The sequence below is a fragment of the Bacillus sp. B1-WWTP-T-0.5-Post-4 genome, assembly GCF_009183795.1.
GTDB lineage: Bacteria > Bacillota > Bacilli > Bacillales > Bacillaceae_G > Bacillus_A > Bacillus_A cereus.
The window spans coordinates 22,259-35,088 of record NZ_WEIJ01000008.1 but is presented as its reverse complement, the minus strand read 5'-3'; the positions used below and the strand labels follow the sequence as shown (position 1 = coordinate 35,088).

The following is a 12,830-nucleotide window of genomic DNA, read 5'->3' as shown; positions in this document are numbered from 1 at the left end:
TTTGATTAACCTAGAAAAACACCCATGTACGGGTGTTTTTCTGCTTAATCTTTAAAAGTCATTACTATTATCGCTTATTAATCTCTTCAAGTAAGATTTTGTTAACAAGCGGTGGATTTGCTTGTCCTTTTGTAGCTTTCATAATTTGACCAACTAAGAAGCCAATTGCACGGTCTTTACCGTTTTTAAAGTCTTCGATAGATTGCTCATTATTATCAAGAATTTCTGTTACAACTTTACGAAGTGTACCCTCGTCAGAAATTTGAACAAGACCTTTCGCTTTAACGATTTCTTCTGGGTCTCCACCTTTTTCAATTAATTCATTAAATACTTTCTTCGCGATTTTAGAAGAAATTGTACCTTTTTCAATTAATTGAACCATTTTAGATAAACCAGCAGGCGTTAATGCAACGTCTTTTAATTCTTTTTGTTGTTTGTTTAAGTATGCAAGTACTTCACCCATTAACCAGTTCGATGTTAATTTCGCATCAGCACCGTCTGCAACAGTTGCTTCAAAGAAATCAGACATCTCTTTCGTTAATGTTAACACGTGTGCATCATAAGCTGGTAAGCCTAGTTCTGCAACGTAGCGAGCTTTACGTGCATCTGGAAGTTCTGGAATAGAAGCTCGAACTGCTTCTTTCCACTCATCATCAATGTAAAGTTCAACTAAGTCTGGCTCCGGGAAGTAACGGTAATCGTCAGATCCTTCTTTCACACGCATTAAGATTGTTTTCTTCGTTGCTTCATCATAACGACGTGTTTCTTGTTGGATGATACCACCAGATAACAGTTCTTTTTCTTGGCGCACTTGCTCGTGCTCAAGACCTTTTTGTACGTAAGTGAATGAGTTTAAGTTTTTCAGTTCCGCTTTTGTACCGAACTTCTCTTGTCCAACTGGACGAAGAGAAATGTTCGCATCACAACGTAAGGAACCTTCTTCCATCTTACAATCAGATACACCAGTGTATTGAATGATTGATTTTAACTTCTCTAAGTATGCATATGCTTCTTCTGGCTTACGCATATCTGGCTCAGATACGATCTCGATTAAAGGCATACCTTGACGGTTGTAGTCTACTAATGAACCATCAGCTGTATGCGTTGATTTACCAGCATCTTCTTCTAAATGAAGACGTGTAATACCAATACGTTTCTTTTTACCGTCTACTTCGATTTCAATCCAACCATTTTCACCAATTGGCTTATCAAATTGAGAGATTTGGTAAGCTTTCGGGTTATCTGGATAGAAATAGTTTTTACGGTCAAACTTCGTTTCCGTTGCGATTTCACAGTTTAATGCCATTGCAGCTTTCATTGCAAAGTTAACTGCTTCTTTATTTAAAGTAGGAAGTACCCCTGGGTATCCTAAGTCAATTACACTTGTTTGTGTATTTGGCTCCGCTCCGAATTCTGTTGGACTCGCAGAGAAAATTTTCGAATTTGTTTTTAACTCAACGTGAACCTCTAAACCAATAATTGTTTCTAAATTCATCTATGCTCGCCTCCTTACAGACTTGCTTTTTTTGTATGATAGTCTGTTGCTTGCTCAAACGCATGTGCAACGCGGTAAATTGTCGCTTCATCGAAGTGTTTACCAATGATTTGTAGACCAAGTGGCATGTTGTTAGCACCGAATCCACATGGAACTGAAATCGCTGGAACACCCGCTAAGTTTACTGGGATTGTTAAAATGTCATTTGCATACATTGTCATTGGATCGTCAACTTTTTCTCCCACTTTAAATGCCGGAGTTGGTGTTGTTGGTCCAATAATAACATCATAGTTAGCAAATACATTTTCAAAGTCGTTCTTAATTAATGTACGTACTTGTTGTGCTTTTTTGTAATATGCATCATAGTAACCAGAGCTAAGAGCAAATGTACCAAGCATAATACGACGTTTAACTTCATCACCGAAACCTTCACTACGTGTGTTTTTGTAAAGATCTAATAAGTTATTTACATTATCAGAACGAACACCGTAACGCACGCCATCAAAGCGTGAAAGGTTAGCAGATGCTTCAGAAGAAGATAGTAAGTAATACGTTGCTAGAGCGTATTTAGAGTGTGGAAGAGATACTTCCTCCCAAGTTGCGCCCATACCTTCTAATACTTTTAAAGCAGCTAGTACTGACTCACGAGCTTCTTCGCCAACACCTTCGCCTAAGTATTCTTTCGGTACAGCAATGCGTAAACCTTTAACATCGCCTGTTAAACCAGCTAAATAGTTTCCAACTTCAACGTTTGCAGAAGTTGCATCCATGCGGTCAATACCTGAAATAGCTTGTAATAAGTATGCATTGTCTTCTACTGTACGTGTAATCGGTCCGATTTGGTCAAGTGAAGATGCGAATGCTACTAATCCGTAACGAGATACGCGTCCGTAAGTTGGTTTTAAACCTACCACACCGCAATATGCAGCTGGCTGACGGATAGAACCACCCGTATCAGAACCTAGAGAGAATAGTACTTCTCCTGCTGCTACAGCTGCTGCAGAACCACCACTAGATCCGCCTGGAACGTAATCTAAGTTCCATGGGTTTTTCGTAGCGTAGAATCCTGAGTTTTCATTTGAAGAACCCATTGCGAACTCGTCCATGTTTAATTTACCGATTGTAATTGTGTCAGCAGCTTTTAGCTTTTGCACAACTGTCGCATCATAAATTGGATCGAAGTTTGCTAATATTTTGCTTGCACAAGTTGTACGAAGACCGTTAGTTACAATGTTATCTTTTACACCAATTGGCATACCGAATAATAAACCATTATCTTCAGCGCCGATTTTTGCATCTAATTCTTTCGCTTTTGCGCGTGCATTTTCTTCATCTAATGTAAGAAAGGCTTTTACGTTATCTTCAACATCCGCAATACGTTTGTAAGATTCTTCTACTAAATCCGTAACGGAAATTTCTTTGTTGTTTAACTTCTTATGTAACTCTGATACTGAATGATCAAATAATGACATCGAAATTCCCCTCCTCTATTCTAATACTGCTGGAACACGGATTTGATTATCTTTGTGATCCGGTGCATTTTTTAATACTTCTTCAACTGGTAAACCTTTTTCTGGTACATCTTCACGCATAACATTTTTCATAGTTAATACATGAGTTGTTGGTTTTACATCTGTTGTATCTAATTCATTTAACTGTTCTGCAAATGTAACAATTGCATCTAGTTGTTTTTGAAATTTTTCTGCTTCTTGATCAGTAATTGCAAGACGTGCTAAATGTGCTACGTGCTTTACATTCTCAACGGAAATTCTTGACACGGCTAGGCCACCTCCATAATATATCGTTCAATCTACAATACTATTGATGATACCAAATTTTCAGTACTTCAAGCAAGTCAACACAGAGTACTTACGCCATTTTTACATAAAAAAAGAAAGGCAAATGCCTTTCTTTACAATTTACTCTTTATCTAACGGTTTATTTTTTGGAAATCTCTCGTTATCTTCTTCATTATCACGAATTGTTTTTTGTAATACAAAACAAGACATCGTTAAAAATAATGTTCCAATTAAATAGTATCCTTTTACACTAAGCGTTTCATCTAACGTATAAATCCCAATTAGCATACCTGAAAGCGCACAAACAAATGAAGTCCATGCTAAAAATGTGAACGCTTGCGTATTACGTCTTCTCATCGTTCTCCCCCTCGTTAGCTGTATACCCATTATAGATAAGTATATTTACCATGATGGATTTTTATGTAAATTCTAGTTTTATATTTATAAATCTATCATAAAAGAATACTATTTTAAAGAAAGTTTTCTGTCTAATCTGAAAAAATAATTAAAATCATTGACAATTTTTTCTATTCTACATAAAATAAAAATAAATATTACGAACCTCGAAATATACGGGAGTGGAATTAATTGTTGCAATATGAACATTTTTTAGACTTACTGCTAGATAACGCCAAGAAACTTTTCTATCCTGAAGAATGGGTAAGCCTAGATTTAACACTTTCTAAAACAGAAGTATTTTGTTTACTTTGGATGGAACGAAATACAGATATTACAATGACGAAAATTGCTGACCTTCTTGATATACCGATGAGTACAACGACGGGCGTTGTAAATCGCCTTGTAAAAAAGGGATATATTGAGCGCTACCGTGATGAAAACGACCGACGTATTGTATTAATTCGGTTAACAGAAAACGGCGTAATGCTCGTTCAAGAAGTAAAACAAAATGCAGCCCACTACTTTAGCTTATTGACAGAAGCATTGTCAGAAGAAGAAAAAGCATTCTTACTACAAATCTTCCAAAAGATTATGAATCACATTGCTACGTCACAGCAAAAAACAGAAGAAAAAGTTTCTACACCTAAAATGAAAAACATTCCGATTGAATAAAACCCTATCTGGGTTTTTATTCAATCATTTACTTCGACACTCGTAATATTCGATATTCGAAACAAAGGAGATATGAATGATGAGAATTATTTTGTATACAGGTAAAGGCGGCGTAGGAAAAACTAGCATTTCAGCAGCAACAGCAATTCAAAGCGCAAAACAAGGATTAAAAACTTTAGTCATGAGTACAGATCCCGCTCATAGTTTAGGAGATTCATTTGGTATAAAGCTATCTTCTGAGCCATTAGAAATTCATGAAAATTTGTGGGCACAAGAAATTAATACGATTTATGAGATGGAAAAAGGATGGGGAAAATTACAGAAATATATTACACTACTCTTCACTTCCAAAGCAGCCGATGATATTACAACAGAAGAATTAACGATGTTTCCTGGTATGGAAGATTTAATTAGCTTACTTCGCGTACTCGATTATTATAAACAAAACACATATGATGTTATTATTATTGATTGTGCTCCAACAGGAGAAACATTAGCAATGCTAAGCTTTCCAGACATGCTCGGCTGGTGGATGGAAAAATTGTTTCCTATTAAAAGAAAAGTTTTAAAAGTCGTTCGTCCTGTAGCTCAACCACTCCTTGGTGTCCCTCTTCCAACCGATGATATTATGGACGAATTAACAAATACACTTGAACAGCTCGGAGAAATGAGAGATATTTTATCAAACCGAGAAGTAACAAGTATCCGCATCGTTGTAAATCCTGAAAAAATGGTCATTAAAGAAGCTCAGCGTAGCTTTACTTATTTAAATTTATACGATTATAACGTAGATGCCATTATGATTAATCGCGTCATCCCTAACACTGTCACCGATCCTTATTTTCAGGCATGGAAAGATACACAGAAGAAATATAAAACATTAATTCAAGATAGTTTTCAACCCCTTCCTATTTACGAAGCTCCAATGTTTGAACAAGAAGTTGTTGGTTTGTCTATGTTAGAACGTGTAGGAGATTCTTTATTTAAAACTGATCATTCCCCTACAGAAGTGAAATTTAACGGGCGCACTCAATATGTAAAAAAGGATGGCGATGAATATATTTTCGTTCTGTCCATTCCCTTCTCAAACAAAAGTGAACTTTCCTTAAATCAAAAAGGTGATGAACTTATTATTCGAGCGGGTTCTGTTAAACGGAACATCACGTTACCAAAAACATTAACACACCTTTCTATTCAAGGGGCAAAATTTGAAGAAGATATACTAAACATTCGGTTTGGAGGTGTAGTGCATGCATGAGGAACTACTACGAAGGGTAATTCGTACAAAAGTAAAAGTCGGGATGCATATATTAGAAGAGCTACCTAATCCAATCCAGCAATCAGCTAAGCAAATATTAAATATTTTGCAAGAGGAGCTAGCTGCTTATCCGAAAGAACGAGATCATCATGAAGTTAATTTAAAAAATATCATAATTGAATAACTATCTCTGTATAGAGGGCCTTTTTTAGGCTTTCTATACTTTATTGGAGTGATGTAAGTTGATGAAAAAGCATTCCACTACTATACTCTGGATCATTCCCTTATTATTTTTCATTCATAACCTTGAAGAAGCTTTCCAAATGCCACAATATCTTGCTAATCAATTTTCAATCCGTCTTATAACTAGCCAACAATTTTTCATTGCCATTTCCGTATTAACAATCTTTGTATTACTTATCGTCTTTCTATATCAACTTAACTTCTTGTCTTCTATATGCTGGATTATTTTTATACAAGGGGCTATCTTCTTTAACTCTGTTCAACATATTATTTTGTTTTTCATTTATCGCTCCTATAACCCCGGCGTCATATCAGCATTTTTCATTACTCTCTTTTCTATTTTCTTTTTTTTATCAAAAAAACACTTAATTCATCAAAAGCAATTCGTAATTACAATCCTTTTCAGCTTATTTTCTTATCCCATTATAATTTGGATCACCTTACTGTTCGCTAGCTATTTTCATTCATAAAAAAAGACCAGGAAAACTCCTGGTCCATTACTCTACTTAACAAACATTGGATTCTACGTTATACAGAATTGGAAGGTACAGAATTAGGGTTTGTTTGTTAAGCAGATTATATGTTGAACGAACTAACAGCGGAGGGGTTCCTTCTGCTAGCCCGTTAAACCCAATCATTATTTTACGATTTTTTCAAGCTCCTCAAGTGAAAGATCTACTGAAATTGAACCATCATTTGTTTCTTTCTTAATTGCATCTGTTACTTCTTTTGAATGGTATAATTCAATTACTTTTTTCAGTGTTGGATCATCTTTATCTTTCGTACGAGCTGCGAAAATATTAATATAAGGCTTCGCATTTTCATTCTTTGGATCTTCTAAGAAAATAGGATCCTTCGCTGGATCTAATCCAGCTTGACCAGCAACACCGTTATTAATAACTGATGCCGCTACATCTTTTAACACACGAGGTGTTTGCTGTGCGATAACCGGTGTAATTTTTAATTTCTTCGGATTTTCAGCAATACCACTTGGATCTCCAAATAGACCAAAATCCTTTTTCAGCTTTAATAATCCAGCTGCATCAAGAAGTTTTAATGCACGTGCTTGGTTCGTTGGATCGTTTGGAATTGCAATTTCTGAACCATCTGGGATTTCATTTGATTTCTTATATTTTTCAGAGTATAAACCCATTGGTGCAATTTGTGTTGTACCAACAGCTGTAATATCTAACTTATGTTCCTTTTTAAATTGCTCTAAGAACGCAATATGCTGGAATGAGTTTAGTTCAATATCTCCATCAGCTAACGCTTTATTTGGCGTTGTGTAATCAGAGAACTCAATCAGTTTAACTTTAATCCCTTCTTTTTCAGCTTTTCCCTTTACAATTTCCCAAGCGTTTCCATCCGTTCCAGTTACACCAATGCGAACTGTTTTCTCTTTTGCTCCAGCATCCGAGCAGCCACTTAACGCCGAAATCCCTACAATCGCTGATAATGCAAATGCTAAAATTTTCTTCATTTTCTTTTCCTCTCTTCCTTTTTATGATCTGCGTAACAAGACTTTCGCAAAGTAATTCCCTAAATTTTGAGCTATCTGTACGAGAATAATAAGTAACACGACCGTTACGAACATAACTGATGTATCAAAACGTTGATAACCATATGTCATTGCTAAATCACCAAGACCGCCACCACCGACAAGCCCAGCAACTGCAGAAAATTCAATTAAACCAACTGTCATAAATGTGACACCTAAGATTAATGGCGCTAACGCTTCTGGTACAAGGATTTCAAAAACGATTCTAATTGGCGAGGCGCCCATTGCTTGTGCTGCCTCAATTACTCCTTTCGGAACGGAAACAAGGTTTGTTTCAACCATTCTAGCAATACCAATTGATGCGACTAACGTCATCGGGAAAATTGCCGCTGCTGTTCCAATCGTCGTTCCGATAACACTTCTTGTTAGTGGACTTAAGGCTACTAAAAAGATAATGAATGGTACCGGACGAATTGTATTAATTATGATGTTAAGAATAGAAAAGACCCATTTATTTTCTAAAAAGTTTCCTTTTCTCGTTACATATAAAAGTAAACCTAGAGGTATACCAAGAATTGTAGCGAATATAAGGGTTACAATTACCATTAAGAGGGTATCCCCCGTCGCATCTAGTATGCGCGGCCAAAATATACTCCAATCAACTCGCATGAGCTTCTACCTCCTTCAGCTGCACTTGCAGTCTTAGATGTTGTAATGCTTTTTGAATTTCCCTCTGCTCCCCTTGCAACTCTACAAGAAGATTTCCAAATAGCACATTTTGAAGTTCAATAATATTTCCGTACAGTACATTTACATCGACGTTATAGTTTTTTGCGATATATGATAGTACCGGCTGTCCTGTCTCCTCACCAGTAAATGTTAGACGATAAATTTGACCACCATTTTGAATTTTCGCTAGAACACTTTCTGGTAAATGATCATTAATAACAGAGCGTACAAAGTTTTGAGTCGTCTTTGTTTTTGGTTGTGTGAAAACATCGAACAGTTTTCCTTCTTCAATAACTTTTCCCTTCTCCATTACAGCTACACGGTGACAAATTTCTTTCACAACATGCATTTCATGTGTAATAAGAAGAATTGTTAAATTGTATTCTCGATTTACTTTCTTTAATAAGTTTAGAATTTCTGTCGTCGTTTCTGGATCTAAGGCTGATGTTGCCTCATCACATATAAGAATATCTGGCGATGTCGCAAGTGCTCTAGCAATGCCCACACGCTGCTTTTGTCCACCTGATAGCTGCTCTGGGTAATAGTTTGCTTTATCTTCTAACCCTACAAACTTCAGCAGTTCATTTACTCTTTCTTTTATCTCATTCTTTGGTACTTTCGCTAACTTTAATGGATAAGCAATATTTCCAAATACTGTTCTTGAATTAAATAAATTAAAACTTTGAAAGATCATTCCGATTCTTTGTCTTAGTTTACGTAATTCTTTCGTCGATAATGATGTAATATCTTTATCATCTATTGAAATCGTTCCTGCCGTCGGTCTCTCTAACATATTTACTAGGCGTAATAACGTACTCTTTCCAGCGCCACTAAAACCGATAATGCCAAAAATTTCGCCTTTCTCAACTGATAATGTTACATCCTCTACCGCATGAACAGATTGCCCAGCTGATTCATACACTTTACTTACATTGTTAAAAGAAATCATTTTTTCCCCTCCTATATGCTGTAAAAACTTGAAGTAGAGCTTTCGAGGTAAAATAAAAAGTGCTCTCCTTCTTATCAACCATAAAGATAAGAAGGAGAGCACTTATATGTACTCGTTCACATCTTCTCATCTTCCAAGCCTTTATATGGCTTGCTGGAGTTAGCACGGTATTAAAAAAACCCGTTGCTGAGGTATCGTAGGGCCAGTCCCTCCACCTCTCTGGATAAGAATGTATCGATTTAATTGTCGTTTAATTAATTCTCATTATAGAACTCAGAATAATAAGAGTCAATACATTTTTTAGAAAAATATTAATTATTCCTTTATTAAAATTTTCAGATGAAAATTCATGAGAAAATAGTAACTTTCAAGGTTATTTAAAATTCTTCTTCCTCATATTTTTAAACAGGAGAATCTTCTCTACGAATTGAATAAATTTATTTGAATATGAAACTCGGAGGAAGATAAATATATGAAAACAGCTCTTTTACTCATCGATATTCAAAACGATTATTTTCCAAATGGAAAGATGGAATTGCGTAATCCAGTAGAAGCAAGCGAATATGCTAATCAGTTATTACAACACTTTAGAACAAACAGCGAACCTATTTTTCATATCCAACACGTAGCTATAAAAGATGGCGCTACTTTTTTCCTACCTAATACAGAAGGTGTACATATTCACGAAAGCGTACGTCCACTTAGAGAAGAAACAGTTATAGTCAAACATTATCCAAATAGCTTCCGAGAAACTAATCTTCTAGAGCAATTAAAACGTTTAAATATTGAACATGTCGTTGTATGTGGGATGATGACTCATATGTGTATCGATGCTACAGTAAGGGCTGCATTCGATTTTGGCTTTCAATGTACCGTTATACATGATGCTTGTGCTACAAAAGACCTTTCTTTTAAGAACGCTACTATACCAGCTGTTTACATTCACAATACAATTTTAGCTAGTTTAAATGGCGTATATGCAAATGTAATAAGCACGCAAGAATTTTTAGCTACATAAAAAACACTCCTTTCAGTGAGCAAAACCGAAAGGAGTGTTCCTTGTCGAACCATAGATTTTCTTTCAAATTGTATTATACAGGAAATTCTCAAAATGAATACTAAAAAATATGACTAATAAGTCAACTTTTCTCATCATTTTATCTCTGTTCACATGTTTATCCCGCTATTAATAGGTTTTAGCTCATTCCCTTCGAACGATGGTAGTATATAGGATTTCAATTTTAAAAGGAGCTCTTCACATTCTGTGAAGAGCTCCTCTACTATTTCTTATAAAGTTTCAGAAGTAGTTTTTGCTTGCATGTGAAGTGCTAAGTAATCAGGTCCACCAGCTTTAGAGTCTGTACCAGACATGTTAAAGCCACCGAATGGTTGGTAACCTACGATTGCACCAGTACATCCACGGTTGAAGTATAAGTTACCAACGTGGAAGTCTTCGCGTGCTTTTTCAATATGGTCACGGTTGTTAGTAATAACAGCACCTGTTAAACCGTATTCCGTATTATTTGCAATTGCAAGTGCATGATCGAAGTCTTTCGCTTTACAGAATGCTACTACTGGTCCGAAGATTTCTTCTTTCATTAAGCGAGCATCTTCTGCAACGTCAGCAACGATTGTTGGTTGGATGAACCAGCCTTTAGAATCGTCTCCTTCGCCACCTGCTAAGATTCTACCTTCTTCTTTACCAATTGCAACATAGCTCATTACTTTATCGAATGCAGCTTGGTCATTAACAGGACCCATGTTTGTACCTAATACTGCTGGGTTAGCAACTGTTAATTCTTTTGTTAATTCAACAGCACGATTTAATACATGATCATATACATCTTCATGGATTACTGCACGAGAACATGCAGAACATTTTTGTCCTGAGAATCCGAATGCTGATGCAACGATAGACTTAGCTGCTAATTCAAGATCTGCTTCTTTATCAACAACGATTGTATCTTTACCGCCCATTTCAGCGATAACGCGTTTTAACCAAATTTGTCCTGGGTTTACTTTCGCTGCACGCTCATAGATGCGGATACCTACATCACGAGATCCCGTGAAGCTTACGAAACGTGTACGAGGATGATCTACTAAGTAGTCACCAACTTCAGAACCGTTACCTGGAACGAAGTTTACTACGCCAGCTGGTAAGCCAGCTTCTTCTAATACTTCCATAAATTTAGCTGCTACTACAGGAGTTGTACTAGCTGGTTTTAGTAATACTGTGTTACCAGAAACTAAAGCAGCTGTTGTCATACCTGCCATAATTGCGAATGGGAAGTTCCAAGGAGAAATGATAACACCTACTCCTAATGGAATGTAAGAGAAACGATTATATTCAATTGGACGGCTTTCTACTGGAATACCGTCTTTTAATTTTAACATTTGACGACCATAATATTCCATAAAATCGATTGCTTCTGCTGTATCAGCATCTGCCTCATTCCATGGCTTACCTGCTTCTTTTACAAGAATAGCAGAGAATTCATGTTTTCTGCGACGAACGATTGCTGCAGCACGGAATAAAATATCTGCACGCATTTCTGGCTTTGATTTTCTCCAAGTTTGGAATGTTTCATCCGCTACTTGCATTGCTTTTTCAGCTAACTCACGGCTTGCTTTTGAAACACGACCAACAAGTTCCTCTTTATTTGCAGGGTTTACAGAAACAATTTTGTCTTCTGTAGTGATTTTTTCTCCCCCAATAATTAATGGATAGTCTTGTCCAAGATAAGATTCTACTTTCTTTAAACCTTCTTCAAACGCTAATTTGTTAGCCTCCACTGAAAAATCTGTAAATGGCTCATGTTTGTATGCTACTACCATTTTTTTTAGCCTCCCCTTAGAAAAACGTTTACATTTTACAACATTATTCTACACGATAATTTAGATTTATTCAAATATTCCTAGACTTATATTTTAAAAATTAATAAATTTTTAAAATATAATAAAAAAAAGAGATTCATACATGCGTATGAATCTACAAAATATGAGTATATTCCAAAACATTTTTCCCGATCAATAATATAGTAACTAATAAAAATAAAGTCCTTACATATCCAACACCTTTTTGAACCGCAAACTTCGATCCAAAATAAGCACCTAAGATCATTGATAATCCCATGATAATACCATATTCAAAATGAATTATATCTAAAAATAAAAAAGTAATTAAAGATACAATATTACTAACAAAGTTCAAAAGTTTTCCAGATGCTGCCGCTTGAATAAAATCCAAGCCAATTAATAAAAATGCAAAAATTAAAAACGACCCTGTCCCTGGTCCAAAAAATCCATCATAAAATCCTATCATTAAAATAGCAAAGAAAAATATTAATGTTTTTCTTTGCGTCATCTTCTTATAGGTAGACACACTTCCCCAATTCTTTTTTGCAATAATATAAATAGCAATAAATACCAACATTACAAGTACTAATGGGCGTAAAATATCCGGTGGAATAAATTTTACTACTAAAGCACCTGCAACAGCTCCAACAATAGTTAACGGGATTAACTTTCCTACAATTTTAAAATCAACTTTTCCTGATCGAATGAAATACATCGCACTCGTAAACGTCCCCATTGTTGCCGCTAATTTATTCGTTGCAATTGCCGAAGCTGGCGATAAGCCAACAAACATAAGTGCAGGAAGCGAAATTAATCCTCCTCCTCCAACAACGGAATCAATAAAAGCTGCTAAAAAACCGAATGCAATTAATAAAATAATGACTTGAAAACTTAATTCTTCCATGAGCTTTACCCCTTACCCCTATTTTTTA

General features: G+C 35.8%; 14 protein-coding genes and 1 riboswitch. Of the genes, 5 read left to right on the top strand and 9 right to left on the bottom strand.

Features of this window, described 5'->3' with window-relative positions:
- Positions 1–67: 67 nt before the first annotated feature.
- The 4 genes from gatB to GBN91_RS21990 form a co-directional block, all read right to left on the bottom strand.
- The gene (gene gatB / locus GBN91_RS22005; protein ID WP_152122334.1) at positions 68–1,495 is read right to left on the bottom strand and encodes an Asp-tRNA(Asn)/Glu-tRNA(Gln) amidotransferase subunit GatB; all 1,428 of its coding nucleotides are present in this window, start codon (positions 1,493–1,495) and stop codon (positions 68–70) included.
- A 14-nt stretch (positions 1,496–1,509) separates the two neighbouring features.
- The gene (gatA, locus tag GBN91_RS22000) at positions 1,510–2,967 is read right to left on the bottom strand and encodes an Asp-tRNA(Asn)/Glu-tRNA(Gln) amidotransferase subunit GatA (RefSeq protein WP_000051433.1); all 1,458 of its coding nucleotides are present in this window, start codon (positions 2,965–2,967) and stop codon (positions 1,510–1,512) included.
- Positions 2,968–2,982: 15 nt separating this feature from the next.
- Positions 2,983–3,273: an Asp-tRNA(Asn)/Glu-tRNA(Gln) amidotransferase subunit GatC gene (gene gatC, locus GBN91_RS21995; RefSeq protein ID WP_000086999.1), complete on the bottom strand. Its 291-nt coding sequence runs from the start codon at positions 3,271–3,273 to the stop codon at positions 2,983–2,985.
- A 141-nt stretch (positions 3,274–3,414) separates the two neighbouring features.
- On the bottom strand, positions 3,415–3,651 hold the full coding sequence (locus tag GBN91_RS21990; RefSeq protein ID WP_001254393.1) for a YiaA/YiaB family inner membrane protein: 237 nt from the start codon (positions 3,649–3,651) through the stop codon (positions 3,415–3,417).
- 231 nt (positions 3,652–3,882) lie between these two features.
- On the opposite strand from GBN91_RS21990, the gene GBN91_RS21985 reads away from it, so the two are divergent.
- From GBN91_RS21985 to GBN91_RS21970, 4 genes are all read left to right on the top strand, one after another.
- A complete protein-coding gene (locus tag GBN91_RS21985; protein WP_152122332.1) occupies positions 3,883–4,365 on the top strand; it encodes a MarR family winged helix-turn-helix transcriptional regulator in 483 nt (160 codons plus the stop codon).
- 76 nt (positions 4,366–4,441) lie between these two features.
- Positions 4,442–5,623, top strand: coding sequence for an ArsA family ATPase (locus GBN91_RS21980; RefSeq protein WP_193222125.1), 1,182 nt, complete (start codon positions 4,442–4,444; stop codon positions 5,621–5,623).
- Positions 5,616–5,807 (top strand): DUF3926 domain-containing protein, encoded by a 192-nt coding sequence (locus GBN91_RS21975; RefSeq protein WP_000544106.1) that lies wholly within the window; start codon positions 5,616–5,618, stop codon positions 5,805–5,807. Before GBN91_RS21980 ends, GBN91_RS21975 begins: the two co-directional genes overlap by 8 nt.
- A gap of 61 nt (positions 5,808–5,868) precedes the next feature.
- On the top strand, positions 5,869–6,336 hold the full coding sequence (locus tag GBN91_RS21970; protein WP_012593137.1) for an HXXEE domain-containing protein: 468 nt from the start codon (positions 5,869–5,871) through the stop codon (positions 6,334–6,336).
- Between the two features lie 167 nt (positions 6,337–6,503).
- Here the strand turns inward: GBN91_RS21970 and GBN91_RS21965 are convergent, their stop codons facing one another.
- The 3 genes from GBN91_RS21965 to GBN91_RS21955 are packed head-to-tail and all read right to left on the bottom strand — an operon-like array spanning position 6,504 to position 9,042.
- A complete protein-coding gene (locus tag GBN91_RS21965) occupies positions 6,504–7,346 on the bottom strand; it encodes a MetQ/NlpA family ABC transporter substrate-binding protein (protein WP_000721575.1) in 843 nt (280 codons plus the stop codon).
- 21 nt (positions 7,347–7,367) lie between these two features.
- A complete protein-coding gene (locus GBN91_RS21960; RefSeq protein ID WP_001261865.1) occupies positions 7,368–8,033 on the bottom strand; it encodes a methionine ABC transporter permease in 666 nt (221 codons plus the stop codon).
- Complete coding sequence (locus GBN91_RS21955) at positions 8,023–9,042, bottom strand: methionine ABC transporter ATP-binding protein (protein WP_000622969.1); 1,020 nt, start codon at positions 9,040–9,042, stop codon at positions 8,023–8,025. Before GBN91_RS21955 ends, GBN91_RS21960 begins: the two co-directional genes overlap by 11 nt.
- A 123-nt stretch (positions 9,043–9,165) precedes the next feature.
- Positions 9,166–9,272: riboswitch (SAM riboswitch) on the bottom strand.
- A 242-nt stretch (positions 9,273–9,514) separates the two neighbouring features.
- Between GBN91_RS21955 and GBN91_RS21950 the strand changes: the two genes are divergently transcribed.
- Positions 9,515–10,060, top strand: a complete 546-nt coding sequence (locus tag GBN91_RS21950) for a cysteine hydrolase family protein (protein ID WP_088362283.1) — start codon at positions 9,515–9,517, stop codon at positions 10,058–10,060.
- A 269-nt stretch (positions 10,061–10,329) separates the two neighbouring features.
- Here GBN91_RS21950 and pruA read toward each other — a convergent pair whose 3' ends face one another.
- Complete coding sequence (gene pruA, locus GBN91_RS21945; protein WP_000259555.1) at positions 10,330–11,877, bottom strand: L-glutamate gamma-semialdehyde dehydrogenase; 1,548 nt, start codon at positions 11,875–11,877, stop codon at positions 10,330–10,332.
- A gap of 154 nt (positions 11,878–12,031) precedes the next feature.
- The gene (locus tag GBN91_RS21940; RefSeq protein WP_000391974.1) at positions 12,032–12,802 is read right to left on the bottom strand and encodes a TSUP family transporter; all 771 of its coding nucleotides are present in this window, start codon (positions 12,800–12,802) and stop codon (positions 12,032–12,034) included.
- Between the last annotated feature and the right edge of the window lie 28 nt (positions 12,803–12,830).